Genomic DNA, 19,112 nt, shown 5'->3' on the forward strand with positions numbered 1-19,112 from the left:
GCGCCTGCCGGCACGTGAGCAGGCTGGCCTGCGGGTATCGGCGAGGCATGTGTTCGGGAAAAGCCGGTTCGGGAGAAAGCGCTGAGCGTCACGACATCGGCGGGCGCAGATCGCGTGCGACCTCCGCCCGCTGCGGGAATTGGAAAGCGTCCGATTATGGATGCCGTTCAGCGCCAATGCTTTGGAAAACGCGCGGCCAATACGCCGTCTCCGCAGGGCGGCGCCGCGCATCTCAAATCTCTACCCGCGCCCCCAGCAGGACCAGGAATTGCGCCAGCCACGCGGGATGCGCCGGCCACGCCGGAGCGGTGACGAGATTGCCCTGCGTGTGCGCTTCGTCCATCTTCTTTTCGATGTAGGTGCCACCGGCGAGACGCACTTCCGGCGCGCACGCCGGATAGGCCGAGCATTCGCGGCCTTTGAGCACACCTGCGGCGGCGAGCAGTTGCGCACCGTGGCAAATCGCAGCAATGGGTTTGTCCGCGTCGGCAAAGTGCCGCACCACTTCGAGCACGTCGCCATTCAGGCGCAGATACTCGGGGGAGCGCCCGCCCGGGACGATGAGCGCGTCGAAATCGCCCGGATTGAGGTCGCCGAACGTGGCGTTGAGCGTGAAATTGTGGCCACGCTTTTCGCTGTAGGTCTGATCGCCTTCGAAATCATGAATCGCCGTGCGGATCTGTTCGTCCGCCCGCTTGCCCGGACACACGACATCGACACGGTAGCCGAGCATGGACAGCGCCTGCACGGGCACCATCAGTTCATAGTCTTCGACGTAATCGCCAGCCAGTACGAGGATACGTTTCTTGCTCATGTCAGTCTCCTTCACGAGGGAATACGTTCGCTGCCGTCGCCCGGAGGACCTCGATGGCCCGCACTCGCACGAAGTACGCGGGGGTTGCCCGCCGGACGGGAATAGCCAGATGTTACATCGATCAGAAGACGCGAGTGTGACGGGGATGAGGTGCCCGTGAGCGCGCTGCTCCGGATCGTCGGCGTACGTCTCGCCGACATGTGCGCAAGTATTGAACGAATGTGTCGAAATTCCAAAGCCGACGGCCGGTTCCGACACCCGATCCGTGTGGAATCAACACCTCTGTGGCAACCAAGGCAGCGATTATTCCTAGCTTATCGCGACGTGAACGTGACCATTATTAAGTGAGTGAAAGCGGCATTGATATGTTCACTACTGCGTCTTCGCTTACGTTAAATCTGAGCGAATGCTTACACACTCACTCCCCAAGGCACTCACCACCACGTCGCTGAAAACACGTTTCCACGACGCCAATTGGGATAAATCCGAATGCTTCACAACGCGTATGAAACAGCACTGAAGAGCGCTAGACTTATGTACCAACGACTACATATCAAGTTGCCGATCTGTTTTTCACAATGAAGATCAATCAATCGGGAAGGCTCATGTCACTTACACTTAGACAACGCCTTGCAATATTTCTATCTCTTTTCTCGGTTATCGCCGGTGGGTTGTTTCTCCTTGATAAATCGATCAATGACAGAATCAACGAAAGAAATAATTCTGTTATTGAATTAACGTTTGGCGATGTTAATTGCAGAATCCCTGGGAAATACAACCCACATGTTGGCGAGATCGTCGTCACGTTTCTCCTGAGTTATCCGGACATGACACCATACCGAACCTGGGGGGCGCTTACCCCGGATTACATCAGAGTATCGATGGTGAATTATGGGTCCAGAGATTACATGCGCGCCAGATCGAAGTTGAAGCGCACCGAGAGAATCATAACCCACGGCATGAAGCTAGTCCCCATAGGAAAACATGGAGATTTTGTCATCTACAAAGATAAAGCAAAGACCGGGGCGGATGATGATGAGTATTACTCAAAAGATGATGAAAACGGAAATCCTATACTAATTGATCCGGGATGGGGGACGATGGCCAGAGTCTACAGAGAACTAACACCAGAAATAGAAGCCGACTACGGCTTATCGAAGCATCAATTCAAAGAATTTAATGAGTCGAGCAAATTAAAAGACTTCGAAAACTTTGACAGGGTTGATGGCGCAGTCCTCCGATTTCTAAATTCACTATGCTCCGCATGAGGTGTTCGCATGTCGAAATATTCTAAAACAATTATCGAATTATCCGATCTTCAGCGCGCCGCACTACAAAATTTCAAAGACTCTAACAGTTATGCCGGTGGATATCTTTACATTCGATCCATTGTTGAGTCCCAACACCAACAAGGGCACAACAATGATGTGTCGAAAGATCTAGAAATCATAAGCAACTGGCTCGCCAACGCAGCCAGCATCAATTCCAACGACTCGACTTTCAAGTCAGAGTTCGTGAGAACCACCACAAAAGCCGCAGGACGACAACTGGGAATTGAAATATCCGATCAAAAATTCCAAACTGAATCGAACAGGTTGGCCATCAACGTTTTCGATTCAATATTAGAGAACAACGGCATACCTCCCGCCGAAGACATCATCAACATGGACGTGAAACAAGCCGTCGACGGCCTGGACCTCCCCGCGTGGGCGTGGGCCGGTACGCTAGGTGACGCTTTACCAATCCTGTTCGGAGGCCTCGGTCGGGATTTCAAATCGGTCACCGAGGAGTCCACCGGCAACTACATGAAAAACCTCGGCATCGCCATCCAATCGAATATCGAAGGTGCCGAAGGCGCGTTACCCAATGCCTTGGCAGAAGCGATAGCCCGCGCGCTGATTTCCGGTCAGGACGGCATCAACGCCCTTATCGACGCCCTGCGTCCCCAAGTGGCCAACGCTGCGAACTCGACCAGTCCATTGATTCTCGATCTCGACGGAGACGGTGTCGAGACCATCAGTGTGAAAGAGAACATCCATTTCGATCACGATGGCAATGGCTTTGCCGAGCGCACCGGATGGGCCGGCCCCGACGACGGCCTGCTCGTCTGGGATCGCAATAACAACGGCAAGATTGACGATGGCAGCGAGCTTTTCGGCAATCACACCCGACGCACGGATGGCCGCCGAGCCGACAATGGATTCGCCGCCCTGTCGGATCTCGACAGCAACGGCGACGGCAAATTCGACGCATCGGACGACGCGTTCACCAAACTCCGGGTATGGAAAGACGCCAATAGCGATGGGCGGGTCTCCGAAGGAGAGCTAGTAACGCTAGCCGAAGCAGGTGTCAGGAGCATCGATCTCTCCTACGAGACATCAACTCACAAAGACGACGCCGGCAATCAGCACAGGCAAACCGGCAGCTATACAAAAGCCGATGGCACGAAGGGCGGTGTCACCGATGTCTGGTTTGAAATGGACCACGCCAAAAGCATAGACAAACGCATTGAAGCCCTGAGCCCTGAGATCATGGCTTTGCCCGAATTGAGCGGCGCAGGCAACATCCCCAGCTTGCGGCAGGCGATGGCTCGCGACACTTCAGGACGACTTCGGGATCTTGTTGAACAGTTCACGAAGGAACGCAACTCAATTGCCCGGGCAAGTCTGTTCGAGAATATTCTGTTCATATGGAGCGGCGTCGAGGCCATCTCGCCCAATAGCCGGGGTAGTTATCTGTCCGACGCTCGAAAGCTGCATGTCATGGAAGCATTCCTCGGAACTCCCTTTACGCAGAATGGCAACCCAAATCCGGGCCCGGATGCAGCAAAGGCTGTCCTGGATGCCTACGAGCAGTTACGCACACATCTTTATGGCGGCCTGCTGCTCAAATCATATTATGCCGACCTGTTCGAAAAAATTGCGATTGCAGACATTTCCAAGGACGGAATCACCTTTGACGTGAGCGGACTTGTCGACGCGCTGCGCGAACGATTCGCGGCTGACAAAACGCAATGCATTGACGATATCTCTGAGATTGCGCTCGGTTTCAACGGGCTCGGACAGCGCGGCAAGGATATTGTGCTGGCGCTGCAGAAGATTGGCATTAGCGGCAATGACGAATTCTCGGAGGCCCTGTCCGACTTCGGGCTATTTGGTGACGATCATGTCATAGGCGACGCTGGAGACGATCGACTCAGAGGCGGTCGTGGCAACGATAAGTTGGAGGGCCGTGCGGGTAACGATCATCTCGACGGAGGCGAAGGTAATGACACGTTGTATGGCGGGGACGGCGACGACTCGCTGATTGGCGGCGCGGGAAACGACACGTTGTATGGCGGGAACGGCAACGATTCGCTGATCGGCGACGCGGGAAACGACACGTTGTATGGCGGGGACGGCAACGATTCGCTGATCGGCGGCGTGGGTAACGACAGGTTGTATGGCGGGGACGGCAACGATACGTTGATCGGCGGCGCTGGCGACGACTTCCTGGATGGCGGCTGGGGTTCCGACACGTATCGGTTCGGCCGGCGATCAGGGAACGACACGATTGCCGATTCGGGGCCCGACCGGCATGGAACAAGCGGCGATACCGTCGTTTTCGATGCCGATATCACGCCAAACGACCTGACGTTCAATCGCGTGAATAACGGCTATGATTTGGTCATTACCATCGTGGGTACCGGCAATACCTTGACGATCAAGGAGTTTGGCAAGCGCGTCACGTGGGGACCGGGCTACGGCATCGACCAATTCAAGTTTTCCGACGGCACGATCCTTGACCCGTTTGCGATTGCAGCCATCGCTGCGATAGGCACTTCCGGGAACGATGTGCTCTTTGGCACCTCCGGGAACGACACACTCCGCGGACATGATGGCGACGACATACTGAGGGCCGGAGCGGGTGACGATATCCTGGACGGGGGACTTGGCGACGACTATCTGGATGGTGGCGAAGGTTCCGACGCGTATCTGTTCGGCCGGCGATCGGGGAACGACACGATTGCCGATTCGGGGAGCGATTTCTATAAAAAGGGCGTCGATACCGTCGTTTTCGATGCCGATATCATGCCAAACGCCCTGACGTTCAAACGCCTGAATGACGGCGGTGATTTGGTGATTACCATCGCGGGTTCCGGCAATACCTTGACGATCAAGGGGTTTGGCATGAGCGTCACGAGGGGATGGGGCTACGGCATCGAACAATTCAAGTTTGCCGATGGCACGATCCTTGATCCGTTTGCAATTGCAGCCATCGCAGCGGTAGGCACTTCCGGGAACGATGAGCTCCATGGCACCTCCGGGAACGACACACTCCGCGGACATGATGGCGACGACATACTGAGGGCCGGAGCGGGGGACGATATCCTGGACGGGGGACTTGGCGACGACTTGCTCGACGGTGCACGCGGGTCGGATACCTATCTGTTCGGCCGACGATCGGGGAACGACGTCATAACGGAGTCATGGGATCACAACGCGTCGAGCATTGATTCGGTAATTTTCGATGCTGACATCTCGGTCAAGGACCTGACATTCAAGCGCGTGTATTCCAGCCGTGATCTGGTGATCACGATAACCGATTCAGGCAACACGTTGACCATCAAAAATTTCTACGACGATCCCCGCTACGGCATCGAGCAACTAAAGTTCACGGACGGTACCGTACTCGACCGGCCCGCCGTTCGCGACATCAGGGCGCTGGAAGCGCTCGCTGCCCATGCGTTGTATCGCTCCGCAACCAAGTTGGCCAGCAACGATGACCCGATGCTCGATGGAAAAAGCAGCTCATATGGCGAGGTGAACACGCTGCAACGGGGTGCTGAAAACGCGACCCATTCACGGCCACATAGCCACACGAATAACCTGCTGCCCGTTGACACTCAAGTCGATCAACTGGTGAGCGCCATGGCGGCGTTTTCACCACAGACGCCAGGACAGAGTACATCACCCAACGACCCAAAGCCCGCGCTCGCGCCGATGCTCGCTGCAAACTGGCAGTAGTCGCCGGCGAACATAACCGCCTCGCCTTGCGCTGGCGCGCTCCGTTTTGAAGTGCGCCAGCGACCTTCGCCGACACGCGAGCCGGAACTCGAATCCGCCTACCAGACACCGTCACGAGCCTTGCCGCTCAATACGTTTCCAGATGCAACCGCCCTTCGGTCTTCAGCCGTTGCCACAGGGCGCTCCAATCCAGGCCGGCGTCGGCCGCGATGACCTGCAGCGATTGCAGCACGCCGTCTTCCATTCCCTTGAGCCCGCAAACGTAAACAAACGTGTCGTCGTGACGCAGGAGCGCCGCCACATCGGCCGCCCGCTCGCGCATGGCGTCCTGGACATAACGCTTGGCCTGTCCCGGCGTGCGCGAGAACGCGAGGTTCGTGTCGATGAAATCCTTCGGCAGATTCAGCAGCGGACCGAAATACGGCAGTTCGCCCTGCGTGCGTGCGCCGAAGAACAGCATCAGCTTGCCCGTGGCGCCCTTCAGGCGGCGACGGCGGCGGTACTCCGTCATCGCGCGCATCGGTGCGGCCCCGGTGCCCGTGCAGATCATCAGCAGATGCGAATCGGGGTGATTCGGCATCAGGAAGGTGCCGCCGAACGGCCCCATGACGTTCACGACATCGCCCTTCTGCAGATCGCACAGATAGTTCGAGCAGACGCCGCCCGCCTCGCGGCCCTGATGGTCATGCGTGACCCGCTTCACGGTCAACGCCAGGTTGTTATAACCGGGCCGCTCGCCGTCGCGCGGGCTCGCAATCGAATACTGGCGGGCATGATGCGCCCTGCCGTCCTGGGTCGTGCCCGGTGGCAGAATGCCGATCGACTGGCCTTCGAGCACGGGGAACGGCAACTTGCCGAAATCGAGCACGATGTGATGGATGTCGCTTTCCGCGCTCGTGTCCGTCAACCGGTAGTTGCCGACCACGGTCGCCTGGATTGGCGCCTTGTGGTTGTACAGATTGACGTACGGCTTGGCCGCGGACCATGGCGGCACAACCGAACCGCGCACCATGTCCGAGCCGCCGAGGGCCGGCGCGTCTGACACGCTTTCCGTGCCGCTCTTGCCCGCCTCGCCGATACCGGCCACCGCGCCCGCCAATCCGGCCAGCGAATCATTTTGCGACGGGAGCTCATCCCAGCCGAACTGATCCTCGAGGCTGTACGCCTCGGCTTTGATCACTTCACGCCAGCTGTCGATGGCCCCGGTGGGGCATGGCGAAATGCACGCCATGCAGCCGTTGCACGTGTCCGCGCGCACGACATAGTTGTTCTCGTCATGCGTAATCGCGTCGACCGGACACGTCTCTTCGCACGTATTGCAGCGAATGCAGATCTCCGGATCGATCAGATGCTGCTTCAGGACTTCGACCGGAACGGGGCCGTTCATGATGCTGTCTCCTTACCGCGACCGGCCGCTCAATTGAAGCGGACGTATTCGAAATCGATCGGCTGGCGATTGATGCCCATCGGGGGCGGCGCAATCCAGTTGGCGAACTTGCCCGGCTCGGTCACGCGTCCCATCAGCGACGCCACATACGCACGGTCTTCCGCCGTCGGCAGCCAGTCACGTTCGTTGGCGGCCCACTCGGTCTCGCTGATCACACGGCCGTCCGGCGCCACGCGCACCCCGGCGAACGTGCCGATCTGACGATTGAACGCCTTGTGCGGCACGGTCAGGCGGAAATCGATGCCGGCCTTTTCGAGCACCTTGTTCCAACGATTCACGCCGGCGACCGAATCCTTGATGTAGTCGTCGCGCAGGACTTCGTTCATCGCATTGAGCATCGGCACTTCGCGCTCGACGAGCTTGCCGTCGGCAACATCGAGCAGACGGTACGATTGACCATTCAGTTGATGATCGTCTTCGCGCTTGCCCTCTTCATAGCGGCCCTTCAAACCCGAGCTATAGAAGATCGCCGCGTTCGACGACTGGTCCGCGCCGAACAAGTCGATCGTCACGGAGTAATGGAAGTTGATGTAACGCTGGATCGTCTCGAGATCGATAACACCCGCCGCGCGAATCTTGCTCACGTCGTCCGTCTTGAGCTCGTTCATCACTTGCGCCGTGCGGGCAATCACGCGAGATACGCCCGATTCGCCGACAAACATGTGATGCGCTTCTTCCGTCAGCATGAACTTGGTCGTGCGCGCCAACGGATCGAAACCCGACTCGGCCAGCGCCGACAGCTGGAACTTGCCGTCGCGGTCCGTGAAGTAAGTGAACATGTAGAACGCCAGCCAGTCAGGCGTGCGCTCGTTGAACGCGCCCAGGATACGGGGATTGTCCTCGTCACCCGAACGGCGCCCCAGCAGCGCTTCGGCTTCCTCGCGGCCGTCGCGGCCGAAGTAGCGGTGCAGCAGGTAGACCATCGCCCACAGATGGCGGCCTTCCTCGACGTTGACCTGGAACAGGTTGCGCAGGTCGTACATCGACGGGGCCGTCAGGCCGAGGTGGCGCTGCTGCTCGACCGACGCCGGTTCCGTATCGCCTTGCGTGACGATGATGCGGCGCAGGTTGGCGCGATGCTCGCCCGGGACTTCCTGCCACACGGCTTCGCCCTTGTGCTCGCCGAAATGGATCTTGCGGTCCTGTTCGCCCGGCGTCAGGAAAATGCCCCAACGGTAGTCGGGCATCTTGACGTGATCGAAGTGCGCCCAGCCGCTCGGATCGACGCTCACCGCGGTGCGCAGGTAGACGTCGAAGTCATGCGAGCCGTCCGGGCCCATGTCGCCCCACCAGGACAGGAAGTTCGGCTGCCATTGCTCCAGCGCGCGTTGCAGCGTGCGGTCGTCCGACAGGTTGACGTTGTTGGGGATCTTTTCGCTGTAATTGATCGAAGCCATTTGTGAGGATCCTTGTTGCGCCGGCGGCGCGAATGTCGAGTCCGGAAAACGATGCTTGTCTGAACGTGAAGACGCCGTTGCACCGGCGGAGGACGTTGCCGTGCGCCGCCTTGCGCAATCGATGTGCCTTACACGCGGTTGAGATCGAACTGGGCGCGGCCACCCTTGCCGTACACCTTGAGCGCACCCTTCTCACCGACCGCATTCGGCCGGATGAAGATCCAGTTCTGCCATGCCGACAGGCGGCCAAAAATGCGCGTGTTCATCGTTTCCGGGCCATTGAAGCGCAGGTTCGCTTCCATGCCGGTCAGCGCATCGGGCGACATCGCCGCGCGTTCTTCCAGGGCGATGCGGATTTCGTCCGGCCAATCGAGATCGTCGACGGCGGCCGTGACCATTCCGAGCCGTTCGGCTTCGTCAGGGCGCACCGGACGGCCGACCGTGGCACGCACGGCTTCCAGCTCACCCGCGTCGTCATAGAAGCGCCGCGCCAGACGCGACTGCCCGGTAACCATCGGCAGCAAACCGAAGTTGGCTTCCGAAAGCGTGATAGCCGGCTCGTCTTCTTCGCTGGCGGGCAGCGCAGCCATATACGTGCGATCGGCGGCGAACGCAAACTCTGCGAGGGTGCCGGCGAAGCATGAATCCGGCTCGATCAGCGCGAACAGCGAGCGCGATGACACGTCGATACGGGCGAACGTGCGGCGCAGCATGCCGATCGTCTCACGCACCAGCCAGTGGTCCTGATGGGCCAGCAGCGAGGCGTCGGCGGCAAGCACGTGCCTGGCGTCGCCTTCGGTGCGCAAGATCCACGTGCCGATGTCAAGTTCGTTGGTGCGCAGGTTCAGCAGGGCGTCGTCCAGTTCGCGCGCCATTTGCAGCGGCCACCAGCGCACGCCTTGCGCCTCGATGCCGTCGATATCGGCCGGCGGCGCAGTGTTCGGCGCCTTGACCGTCAGGCTCGCAGTGCGGGCATGGCGGTCAATCTCCACGTCGACAAATTCGTAACGGATGGCGTCGGGCTCATCGGTGCGCTCGAGACGGGTCAACGTCACGCCCTTGCCGCCCGGACGGTGGCTCTGTGCGGCCAGCTCGAGGGCACGGGCGGCAATCGCCTGTTGGAATTGCGCCGGCTTGACAACTTCGTCGACCAGACGCCATTGCTTGGCACGCTCGCCGCGCACGCCTTCGACGATCGTGCAGAAGATGTCGGCGCGGTCATGTCGCACGTGACGCTTGTCCGTCAGACGCGTGAGACCGCCCGTGCCGGGCAGCACGCCCAGCAGCGGCACTTCCGGCAAAGCCACCGAAGACGAGCGGTCGTCGACGAGGTAGATTTCATCGCAAGCGAGCGCCAGTTCATAACCGCCGCCGGCGCATGCGCCGTTGACCGCCGCCAGGAACTTCAGCCCGGAATGGCGGCTGGAATCCTCAATGCCATTGCGGGTTTCGTTCGTGAATTTACAGAAATTCACCTTCCAGGCATGCGAGGACAGGCCCAGCATGAAGATGTTCGCCCCGGAGCAGAAAACGCGGTCCTTTGCGCTGGTCAGGACGACCGTCTTCACTTCCGGATGTTCGAAGCGCACGCGCTGGAGCGCGTCGTGCAATTCAATGTCGACGCCGAGATCGTACGAATTGAGCTTGAGCTTGTAGCCCTCGCGGATGCCGCCATCTTCGGCGATATCAATCGCCAGCGTGGCGACAGGGCCCTCGAAGCTCAACTTCCAGTGCTTGTACTGGGACGGATCGGTACGGTAATCGACGTGGGGTTTGCCGAACATGTTTGCCTCCAACACGAATAATGATCTTGTTGGATTGCAATATAGTGCAGCAAACTTCCCGCGTCAATCATTTATAACCACAAAAATGTAATATTTTGCAGATCACTCTACCGACAGCTGCACTGCGAGACGTCCGCGCAGCTGCAGATACGTGTCGGCAAGGGCCTTGCCGCTCGTGTCGAAACTCATGTCCGCTTTGGCATAGAAGTCGGCACGGCCCGCCAGAATGCGCTTCAGGTCATCCATCGCCTCAGTATTGCCGGACATCGGGCGCAGATCGCCCTGCGCGACGACGCGTTTCATGTGCTCTTCCGGGGACGCCTGCAGCCAGACCGTATAGCAATGGGTGAGCAGGAAATTGAACGTGGCGGCATCGCTGACGATCCCGCCCGGCGAGGCGATCACGGCACGCGGATGCTCCGCCACGACGGCTTCGAGCGCACGCAGTTCATAGCGCCGATAGGCGCCCGAGCCATACAGGGAATAGATTTCCGACGGCGGACAGCCGGCCAGTTGCTCGATGACGCGGTTCAGTTCGACGAACGGCACGCGCAGGTCGTCGGCCAGCATACGGCCGAGCGTGGACTTGCCTGCGCCGCGCAGCCCGATCAGTGCGATTCGGCCGCGACGGTCGGGGTCCCGTTCGCTGCCGGCGAACAGCTCGGTCAGCGCCTGGCGGGCTCGCGTGAGCGCCTCGCCATCGCGGCCGTGCAGGATTTCGCGGATCAGCAGCCACTCCGCGGAGGAAGTGGTTTCGTCACCGACAATTTCCGCCAATGTGCAATTTAATGCCTGTGCCAGTTGGCGCAGGAACAAGACGGAGGCATTTCCGACCCCCGATTCCAGATTGGCGACGTGCCGCTCGGACACGCCGGCATCTCCCGCCAACGCCTTGCGCGTCAACCCCCGACGGGCACGCAGGGTGCGTACGCGCTCACCCAGAGCCACCAGAAACGGGTCCTTGTCGGCAGTTTTTTCAGGGATGGCACGGGCCATCGGCAGCCCATCGGCATGCGCACTCTTATTCATGAGGCGAGATCCTCAAATCAGATAACATGTAATATATTGCTTGACAGAGAAAACTGCATGATCTAATTTTCACCATGCGTCGCAAAAAAAGCAAACCGGCGCTTGCCCCCCTCATCCCCAGGAGACATTGGATGGATGTGAATCAATTCCAGGCGCTGATCGCTTCGGTCACTCGCCAACTGGCCGGACGCCCGCTCGACGACGCAATGGCCGCATGGCTGCGCACCCAATTCCCGGCCGACGGCCCCGTTTTCGCGGCACTGTTCGATGCGTGCCGCACGGGCGTCGCCGATGGCTGGCTGTGCAACCGCGAAGCCGGCGGCATCAAGTATGGCCGCGTTCTCAAGGCGACGGCCGACACCCACGGCTTTTCCGTCGACGTGGTCGAGATGGCCGACCTGGCCGGCCCGCATCACGTGCATCCGAACGGTGAGATCGATCTGATCATGCCGCTGACACCGGACGCGCGCTTCGATGGACACCGGGCCGGCTGGTGCGTCTATGGCCCCGGCACGGCGCACCGGCCGACGGTCAGCCACGGCCGCGCGTTGGTCCTGTACCTGTTGCCCGACGGCGCCATCGAATTCACGCGCACGTCATAAGGACGGTGCCCTGCGGCGCCGTGCCCCGGCCGGCGCCGCAGGGCGCCGGCCGCTCCGTTCCTCTTCTTCGCGTTGCCTGTCATGACTTCAATACCGCATCACGCCCCGCCCCTGTTGGAAAACCATGTTGCCGGACATTGGGTCGCCGGCAACGGTCCCGCAACCGAACTGAAGGACCCCGTCACCGGCGACACGCTCGCACGCGTGTCGAGCGCCGGTCTCGATCTCGACGCCACGTTCGCTTTCGCGCGCGACACCGCGGGCCCGGCGCTGCGGGCGCTTTCGTACGGCGCACGTGCGGATTGCCTGTTTAGGATTGTCACGACACTGCAGGCCCACCGCGACGATTACTACGCGATCGCGCAAGCCAACTCCGGAACGACGACCAACGACTCGGCCGTCGATATCGACGGCGCGATCTACACACTTGGATTCTATGCAAAGCAAGGCGCCGCCTTGGGCGACGCGATGACGTTGCTCGACGGCCCCGCCGTGCCACTCGCGAAGGACGCGTCGTTCGGCGTGCGCCACGTGTTTCGTCCGACACCCGGTGTCGCACTTTTCATCAATGCCTTCAACTTTCCGTCATGGGGACTGTGGGAGAAGGCAGCGCCCGCGTTGCTCGCAGGCGTGCCGGTGATCGTCAAGCCGGCCACGGCCACCGCATGGCTTACGCAGCGAATGGTGGCGGATGTGGTCGCCGCCGGCATCTTGCCTGCAGGCGCCCTGTCGGTGATCTGCGGAAGCGCGGACGGTTTGCTGGACCGTATCGGGGCGTTCGATGTCGTCTCGTTTACCGGTTCGGCCGAAACGGCGGCGACGTTGAAGCGTCACCCCGCGTTTACGGAACGCTCGGCCCGGTTCAACGTTGAGGCCGACAGCCTGAACAGTGCGCTGCTGATGCCCGATGCGTCGCCCGATACCCCCGCGTTCGAGCAGTTTGTTCGCGAAGTCGTGCGGGAGATGACGGTCAAGTCGGGGCAAAAGTGCACGGCGATTCGTCGTGCGTTTGTCCCCGCCGAATACTTTGACGCTGCGGCAAGCGCCATCTCTGCGAAGCTTGCGCAAGTGGTCGTCGGCGATCCCCGCAACGAGACGGTGAAGATGGGTGCGTTGGTCAGCATGGCGCAAAAGCGCTCGGTCATCGATGGCATCGCGCATCTGCGCGCCGAGGCGGAAGTGTTGTTCGATGGCGCCGACGCGGTGTTCGTGGACGCGGGCCCTGACAGCGCCTGCGTGGCGCCGACGCTGTTGGGGCTGCGGGAAGGCGCCGCCGGCCAGCGCGTGCACGATACGGAAGTGTTCGGCCCCGTCGCGACCCTGATCGGCTACCGCGATCTGCCACAGGCGCTGGCATTGGCCAAACGCGGTCAGGGGTCGCTCGTGGCCTCGTTGTTCGGCAATGACGCCGGGGCAATGCACGGCCCCGCGCTCGCGTTGGCCGAAGCGCACGGCCGCGTCCACGCCATCGATCCGAGCGTGGCAAAGACGCAGACCGGCCACGGCAACGTGATGCCGATGTCCCTGCATGGCGGCCCGGGCCGCGCGGGCGGCGGCGAAGAACTCGGTGGCCTGCGCGCGTTGCGCTTGTATCACCAGCGCGCAGCGGTGCAAGGCCCGGCGGCTTTGCTCGAAGCATTGACACAAAACGGCACACAGATGCCGCAATGACTGGCTCCCCCGGAGGCAATATGGAAGTCCATCTCACCCCACCGCCGGCGAACTTCAATTTCGCGGCGCATATCGAGGCACTCAATCGCGAGCGCGCGGGCAAGACCGCCTACATTGACGACACGCGCAGCCTCACCTATGCCGAGCTTGCCGAACGTAGCCACCGCTTTGCTGCCGCATTGCCGAGCCGCGGGATTCGCCGTGAAGAGCGCATATTGCTGGTGATGCTCGACAGCGTCGATCTGCCGGTGGCATTTCTTGGCGCGCTGTATGCGGGCGTGGTACCGGTCGTGGTTAACACGCTGCTGACTGCCGACGATTACGCGTACATGATCACCCACAGCCACGCACAGTTGGTGATCGCGTCGGGCGCGCTGTCGGGAACCGTGACGGCCGCGCTTGACAACGTTCCTGACGGGCCGCCGCTGGTGATTTCGCAACCGCTCGGCGATGTCCCCGCCGATGCCGCGACGTTCGACACGTTGACCGATGCCGCACCATCGACGATGCCTGCGGACACGGCTGCCGACGACATCGCCTTCTGGCTGTATTCGTCCGGATCGACCGGCAAGCCCAAGGGCACGGTGCATACGCACGCCAATCTCTATTGGACCGCACAGACGTATGGCAAGCATGTCCTGGGGATTCGGGAAGACGATGTGGTGTTTTCCGCAGCGAAATTGTTCTTTGCCTACGGCCTGGGCAACGGATTGACCTTTCCGTTGTCGGTCGGCGCGACAGTCGTATTGATGGCGGAACGCCCTACGGCCGAAGCCGTTGCACAGCGGCTCACGCGCCATCGTCCGACCATCTTTTACGGCGTGCCCACACTTTACGCCACCCTGCTCGCCTCGCCGCATTTGCCGGCGAGGGCCGACGTGGCGTTGCGTTTGTGCACATCTGCCGGCGAAGCCTTGCCGCGCGAAATCGGCGAGCGCTTCACGGCGCATTTCGGCGCGGAGATTCTGGACGGTATCGGCTCGACGGAGATGCTCCACATCTTTCTGTCGAACCGGGCGGGCGCGGTCGCCTACGGCACCACCGGTGAACCGGTGCCGGGATATGAAGTGGAACTGCGTGACGAATCCGGCCACCCGGTGCCCGATGGCGAGATCGGCGATCTCTACATCAGGGGACCGAGCGCGGCGCTGATGTACTGGTGCAATCGCGACAAATCGCGTGCAACCTTCCTGGGCGACTGGCTCAAGAGCGGCGACAAATACCAGCGGCTTTCGAATGGGTATTACGTGTATGCGGGTCGCAGTGACGATATGCTCAAGGTCAGCGGCCAATACGTTTCCCCGATCGAGGTGGAAATGGTGCTGATGCAGCACGACGCCGTGCTTGAGGCGGGCGTGGTCGGCAAGACCGAAGACGGTCTTACCAAGACACAGGCGTTCGTGGTACTCAAGCCGGGGCTGACCGGCACGGAAACGCTGTCGGCCGAACTCAAGGCGTTCGTAAAGGCACGCCTGGCCCCACACAAATATCCGCGCGAGTTGGTGTTCGTCGACGATCTGCCGAAGACGGCGACCGGCAAGGTGCAGCGCTTCAAGCTGCGCGGCTTGCTGTAACGAGCGCCGTGGCGCACCAGGCAAAGACGCCAAGGAGACAAACGCATGTCCGATGTGCAGTTCGCTGCGATTGAAACGCCCTCCGCCGGGGCACTGACGATTGAATATCGCTGGCTCAACCGGGACCGCGAAAATGCCCCACTGCTCGTGTTCCTTCACGAGGGTCTGGGGTCCGTTGCGATGTGGAAAGACTGGCCGCAGCAAGTGTGCGACGCCGGCGGCTATCGGGGACTCGTGTTTTCGCGGCCGGGCTACGGACGCTCGACACCGCGCCCCGCGCACGGGAAATGGCCGGTGGATTTCATGCATCGCCAGGCGCGTGAAGTGGTGCCGGCGTTTCTCGATGCCGTGGGCGTCGCGCATGACGAGGCACACCCGGTCTGGCTGGTAGGCCACAGCGACGGCGGCTCGATCGCACTGCTGTTCGCGGCGGCCTTCCCGGACCGGCTGACGGGTGCCGTCGTGCTCGCGCCGCATTTGTTTGTCGAGGACGTGTCCGTCGAAAGTATTGCGAAGACGAAAACCGTATATGAGACAACCGACTTGCGGGCGAAGCTGGCGCGCTACCACGACGACGTGGATTCGGCCTTTTGGGGGTGGAACGATATCTGGCTGAACCCGGAATTCCGCCACTGGAATATCGTTGGCGCCGTTGCCAGCATCGGCGTGCCGTTGCTGGCCGCGCAAGGGGAAAACGACGAATACGGCACGATGGCGCAGATGGACGCCATTGCCGATCACGTGCCGCACGCGCAGATCGTGAAACTGCCGGATTGTGGTCATTCGCCGCATCGGGATGCCCCTGAAGCACTCAATGCTGCGATTGTTGCGTTTATCGGCCCCGCAGGCCAATCAGATCAATCCGAAAACTCGTTGCCGGCACAGTCGGTGGCGTAAGCGGATTGCGCCCCGGCGGCCGGTCAGGCCGCTGCTCACCTGGCTCAAATCACCCGCACGCCCGGCGCCCCCGGGCGCATCGCACCCACGATCGCCGCCTCGGCGAAGCCGTCGGCGCGAAACACCGCCAACACGTCGTCAACGGCGCCCGGCGCGCACGACACCAACAAGCCGCCCGACGTCTGCGGATCGCACAGCAATGCGCGGTCGCGCGCCGTCACGCGTTCACCCAACACGACGTCGTGACCGTATGACGTCCAATTGCGCGCCGACGCCCCGGTAATGCACCCGGCATCCGCCAGTTCGCGCACCCCGTCGAAGACCGGCACGTCGGACATGCGCACATACGCGGCCAGATTCGCGCCACGGCACATCTCCAGCGTGTGCCCCAGCAGGCCGAAGCCCGTCACGTCCGTCAGGGCGTGTACGCCCGGCAACGCTGCCAGCGCAGGTCCCACGCGGTTCAGACGCGTTGTTGCCTCGATCATGCGCCGATACCCCGCGGCGTCGAGCACGTTCTTCTTCAACGCGGCCGACATGACGCCCACGCCCAACGGCTTGCCAAGCACGAGCACGTCGCCCGCGATGGCCTCGGAATTGCGCTTCACACGTTTCGGATGCACCACGCCCAGCGCCGCCAACCCGTAGATGGGCTCGACGGAATCGATGCTGTGCCCGCCTGCGATCGGAATCCCCGCCTCTGCGCAGATGGCTTCGCCCCCACGCAGGATCTCTCGGATCGTCTCCGGCGGGAGCACGTTGATCGGCATGCCGACGATAGCCAGTGCGAAAATCGGTTTGCCGCCCATCGCATACACATCCGACAGTGCATTGGTGGCAGCGATTCGGCCGAAGTCGTAGGGATCGTCGACGATCGGCATGAAGAAGTCGGTCGTGGCGATGATCGCCTGCTCGTCGTTGAGTTGGTATACCGCGGCGTCATCAGACGTTTCCGTACCGACAAGCAGCGCCGCCGGCATCGCAGGCGGCACATTGCGCTGCAGCAACTCCGTAAGCACGCCCGGTGCGATCTTGCAGCCGCAACCGCCGCCGTGGGACAACGACGTCAAGCGCGGCAGTGCGCCCGGCGCCTGGGCCGCCGCAGGAGGCGTACCCCGGGATGTTTCGGTAACCGTCATTTTCTGGTCTTGACAATCAAGGCAGGTGCATCGACCGACACGCCCGCGAAGCAATGGAAAACGCCAACCCGGTGCGAGTTGGCTGCTACCCACAGTGTGCCAAAACTCGCGATATGATGGGCAAGCTTTCTGTCTCGAATGCAAAAAGGGGGGCCGCCATGCAACGGCGCCGTTTTCTGAACACCCTGGCCGTCGGCTCGCTGGCGGCGGCAACACCCTTTTCGCCAATCACGCCGATCACGCCTGCCGTTGCCGCGGGGCCCGCAGAAGTCGACGACGGCGCGCTCGCTGGCGCATCGTTCGGCGCACTCTCTACGTGGCGAGGCGCCACGCCGGCGCTGGCGCTTCAGGATCTGCTGGGTCAGCCCAGACAGTTGAGCGAATGGCGGGGACGCGTGGTGCTTATCAATTTCTGGGCGACGTGGTGCGGGCCATGCCGCAGTGAAATGCCCGCAATGAGCGCCGTAGCCCGGCAATACGCCGCGCGCGGCCTCACACTCCTGGCCGTCAACGTCAAGGAATCCCTCGCGACGATCAAGCCCTTCCTGGCGAAGGTCCCCGTCGACGGCACCATCCTGCTCGATCGCGACGGCGACGCGGTCAAGCGCTGGGGGGCGATCGGGCTGCCGACCACGTATCTTGTTGACCGAAACGGCAATGCCCGTTTCTGGAAGCTCGGCGAACTCGACTGGCGGGACGCCGGACTGCACGGACACATCGAAGCGTTGCTCGCATCAACGCCGGCCGACGGCACGTCCGCCTGATCCGATCGTGTCATGCGACGCGATCGGATGTTTGCGCCACCGTCGCCCGCACGTGCGCGAGCAACCGTAGCGCCGCGCCGGAACGCTCGCCCTCGCGATACGCAAGATGCAATGGCGCGACGGGCGCGGTATCCGGCTGCAGGTGACGATAGACGATGCCGTCGACCTTCATGCGCATGAGCGACGCCGGCACGATCGACACACCCAACTCCGCTGCCACCAGACTCAGCGTAGACAGCAGACGCGGTGCCTCCTGCTCGATATTCGGGCTGAATCCTGCGCCATGGCAGGCGGCAATGATGGCATCGTAGAGCCCTTGGCCCGAACGCCGCCGGTAAAGAATCATGGCCTCGTTCGCCAGTTCCGACAGGGCAACGCGCCCGCGCCCGCGCGCCAGACGGTGACGCTTCGGCACCGCGAGCACCATCGGTTCGACGAGCACGGGCGCCGTCGCGATGCCCGCGACATCACCCAGCGGATGGCGGATGAACGCCGCATCGAGACGTTCCGCAAGCAACCCGTCGAGCAACTCGCTCGTGTCGGCCTCTTCGAGCAGCAAGGCCACGGCAGGCGTCTCCTGCCGGAATGCGCGAATGACCATCGGCACGAACGGATGCAACGCGGCGGAGCTCGTGAAACCGACCGTCAATCGGCCGCGCTGCCCCAAGCCGACGAGCCGCACGTCGTCGATGGCCCGATCCAGCCGCATCACGATCGCGCGGGCGTCGGACAGAAAGGCGTCCCCCGCGTCCGTCAATGCCATGCCGCGAGGCAAGCGGCGGAACAACGACACGCCGAGCTGGGTTTCCAACTGACGGATCTGCTGCGACAACGGCGGCTGCGCGATGCCCAGGCGTTCTGCCGCGTGGGTCAAATGCCCGGTTTCCGCGACCGCGATGAAGTACTTCAGCAGCCGTACGTCGATATTTGCCATACAAATCCAATATGAGTCGTATCACATTCATATATTAGACAATATGACGGCTGC

14 protein-coding genes are annotated in these 19,112 nt (G+C 61.4%); 7 read left to right on the top strand and 7 right to left on the bottom strand.

Annotation, left to right across the window (positions count from 1 at the left end):
• Positions 1 to 232: 232 nt before the first annotated feature.
• A complete protein-coding gene (locus PTE30175_RS09860) occupies positions 233 to 814 on the bottom strand; it encodes a DJ-1/PfpI family protein (RefSeq protein WP_150696894.1) in 582 nt (193 codons plus the stop codon).
• 605 nt (positions 815 to 1,419) lie between these two features.
• Here PTE30175_RS09860 and PTE30175_RS09865 point away from each other — a divergent pair.
• Both PTE30175_RS09865 and PTE30175_RS09870 read left to right on the top strand, forming a co-directional pair.
• Complete coding sequence (locus PTE30175_RS09865) at positions 1,420 to 2,082, top strand: hypothetical protein (RefSeq protein ID WP_150696895.1); 663 nt, start codon at positions 1,420 to 1,422, stop codon at positions 2,080 to 2,082.
• A gap of 9 nt (positions 2,083 to 2,091) precedes the next feature.
• The gene (locus PTE30175_RS09870; protein WP_150696896.1) at positions 2,092 to 5,820 is read left to right on the top strand and encodes a calcium-binding protein; all 3,729 of its coding nucleotides are present in this window, start codon (positions 2,092 to 2,094) and stop codon (positions 5,818 to 5,820) included.
• A gap of 127 nt (positions 5,821 to 5,947) precedes the next feature.
• Here the strand turns inward: PTE30175_RS09870 and boxA are convergent, their stop codons facing one another.
• The 4 genes from boxA to PTE30175_RS09890 form a co-directional block, all read right to left on the bottom strand.
• Positions 5,948 to 7,207, bottom strand: a complete 1,260-nt coding sequence (gene boxA, locus PTE30175_RS09875) for a benzoyl-CoA 2,3-epoxidase subunit BoxA (protein ID WP_150696897.1) — start codon at positions 7,205 to 7,207, stop codon at positions 5,948 to 5,950.
• Between the two features lie 29 nt (positions 7,208 to 7,236).
• A complete protein-coding gene (gene boxB / locus PTE30175_RS09880) occupies positions 7,237 to 8,664 on the bottom strand; it encodes a benzoyl-CoA 2,3-epoxidase subunit BoxB (RefSeq protein ID WP_150696898.1) in 1,428 nt (475 codons plus the stop codon).
• Positions 8,665 to 8,792: 128 nt separating this feature from the next.
• Positions 8,793 to 10,448 carry a 2,3-epoxybenzoyl-CoA dihydrolase gene (gene boxC, locus PTE30175_RS09885; RefSeq protein ID WP_150696899.1) on the bottom strand — a complete coding sequence of 552 codons (1,656 nt, stop codon included), beginning with the start codon at positions 10,446 to 10,448 and terminating at the stop codon, positions 8,793 to 8,795.
• A 102-nt stretch (positions 10,449 to 10,550) separates the two neighbouring features.
• The gene (locus PTE30175_RS09890) at positions 10,551 to 11,444 is read right to left on the bottom strand and encodes a helix-turn-helix transcriptional regulator (RefSeq protein ID WP_224788699.1); all 894 of its coding nucleotides are present in this window, start codon (positions 11,442 to 11,444) and stop codon (positions 10,551 to 10,553) included.
• Positions 11,445 to 11,608: 164 nt separating this feature from the next.
• Between PTE30175_RS09890 and PTE30175_RS09895 the strand changes: the two genes are divergently transcribed.
• The 4 genes from PTE30175_RS09895 to PTE30175_RS09910 all read left to right on the top strand — a co-directional run bounded on the left by PTE30175_RS09895 (position 11,609) and on the right by PTE30175_RS09910 (position 16,221).
• A complete protein-coding gene (locus PTE30175_RS09895; RefSeq protein ID WP_150696901.1) occupies positions 11,609 to 12,079 on the top strand; it encodes a DUF4863 family protein in 471 nt (156 codons plus the stop codon).
• A gap of 81 nt (positions 12,080 to 12,160) precedes the next feature.
• Positions 12,161 to 13,750, top strand: a complete 1,590-nt coding sequence (locus tag PTE30175_RS09900) for a 3,4-dehydroadipyl-CoA semialdehyde dehydrogenase (protein WP_150696902.1) — start codon at positions 12,161 to 12,163, stop codon at positions 13,748 to 13,750.
• Positions 13,751 to 13,770: 20 nt separating this feature from the next.
• Positions 13,771 to 15,324: a benzoate-CoA ligase family protein gene (locus PTE30175_RS09905; protein ID WP_150696903.1), complete on the top strand. Its 1,554-nt coding sequence runs from the start codon at positions 13,771 to 13,773 to the stop codon at positions 15,322 to 15,324.
• 45 nt (positions 15,325 to 15,369) lie between these two features.
• The gene (locus tag PTE30175_RS09910) at positions 15,370 to 16,221 is read left to right on the top strand and encodes an alpha/beta fold hydrolase (protein ID WP_150696904.1); all 852 of its coding nucleotides are present in this window, start codon (positions 15,370 to 15,372) and stop codon (positions 16,219 to 16,221) included.
• Between the two features lie 44 nt (positions 16,222 to 16,265).
• On the opposite strand, the gene selD is transcribed toward PTE30175_RS09910, so the two are convergent.
• A complete protein-coding gene (gene selD, locus PTE30175_RS09915; RefSeq protein WP_191628967.1) occupies positions 16,266 to 17,360 on the bottom strand; it encodes a selenide, water dikinase SelD in 1,095 nt (364 codons plus the stop codon).
• 158 nt (positions 17,361 to 17,518) lie between these two features.
• Here selD and PTE30175_RS09920 point away from each other — a divergent pair, with 158 nt between their 5' ends.
• A complete protein-coding gene (locus PTE30175_RS09920) occupies positions 17,519 to 18,124 on the top strand; it encodes a TlpA family protein disulfide reductase (protein ID WP_191628969.1) in 606 nt (201 codons plus the stop codon).
• Between the two features lie 10 nt (positions 18,125 to 18,134).
• Here PTE30175_RS09920 and PTE30175_RS09925 read toward each other — a convergent pair whose 3' ends face one another.
• A complete protein-coding gene (locus tag PTE30175_RS09925) occupies positions 18,135 to 19,058 on the bottom strand; it encodes a LysR family transcriptional regulator (RefSeq protein WP_150696906.1) in 924 nt (307 codons plus the stop codon).
• Between the last annotated feature and the right edge of the window lie 54 nt (positions 19,059 to 19,112).

The organism is Pandoraea terrae (assembly GCF_902459695.1).
Taxonomy (GTDB): domain Bacteria; phylum Pseudomonadota; class Gammaproteobacteria; order Burkholderiales; family Burkholderiaceae; genus Pandoraea; species Pandoraea terrae.

Bases quoted from the DNA above. Each gene is read 5' to 3' on its own strand.
- PTE30175_RS09860 (WP_150696894.1), bottom strand. From the start codon at position 814: ATGAGCAAGAAACGTATCCTCGTACTGGCTGGCGATTACGTCGAAGAC.
- PTE30175_RS09865 (WP_150696895.1), top strand. From the start codon at position 1,420: ATGTCACTTACACTTAGACAACGCCTTGCAATATTTCTATCTCTTTTC.
- PTE30175_RS09870 (WP_150696896.1), top strand. From the start codon at position 2,092: ATGTCGAAATATTCTAAAACAATTATCGAATTATCCGATCTTCAGCGC.
- boxA (WP_150696897.1), bottom strand. From the start codon at position 7,207: ATGAACGGCCCCGTTCCGGTCGAAGTCCTGAAGCAGCATCTGATCGAT.
- boxB (WP_150696898.1), bottom strand. From the start codon at position 8,664: ATGGCTTCGATCAATTACAGCGAAAAGATCCCCAACAACGTCAACCTG.
- boxC (WP_150696899.1), bottom strand. From the start codon at position 10,448: ATGTTCGGCAAACCCCACGTCGATTACCGTACCGATCCGTCCCAGTAC.
- PTE30175_RS09890 (WP_224788699.1), bottom strand. From the start codon at position 11,444: ATGGCCCGTGCCATCCCTGAAAAAACTGCCGACAAGGACCCGTTTCTG.
- PTE30175_RS09895 (WP_150696901.1), top strand. From the start codon at position 11,609: ATGGATGTGAATCAATTCCAGGCGCTGATCGCTTCGGTCACTCGCCAA.
- PTE30175_RS09900 (WP_150696902.1), top strand. From the start codon at position 12,161: ATGACTTCAATACCGCATCACGCCCCGCCCCTGTTGGAAAACCATGTT.
- PTE30175_RS09905 (WP_150696903.1), top strand. From the start codon at position 13,771: ATGGAAGTCCATCTCACCCCACCGCCGGCGAACTTCAATTTCGCGGCG.
- PTE30175_RS09910 (WP_150696904.1), top strand. From the start codon at position 15,370: ATGTCCGATGTGCAGTTCGCTGCGATTGAAACGCCCTCCGCCGGGGCA.
- selD (WP_191628967.1), bottom strand. From the start codon at position 17,360: ATGACGGTTACCGAAACATCCCGGGGTACGCCTCCTGCGGCGGCCCAG.
- PTE30175_RS09920 (WP_191628969.1), top strand. From the start codon at position 17,519: ATGCAACGGCGCCGTTTTCTGAACACCCTGGCCGTCGGCTCGCTGGCG.
- PTE30175_RS09925 (WP_150696906.1), bottom strand. From the start codon at position 19,058: ATGGCAAATATCGACGTACGGCTGCTGAAGTACTTCATCGCGGTCGCG.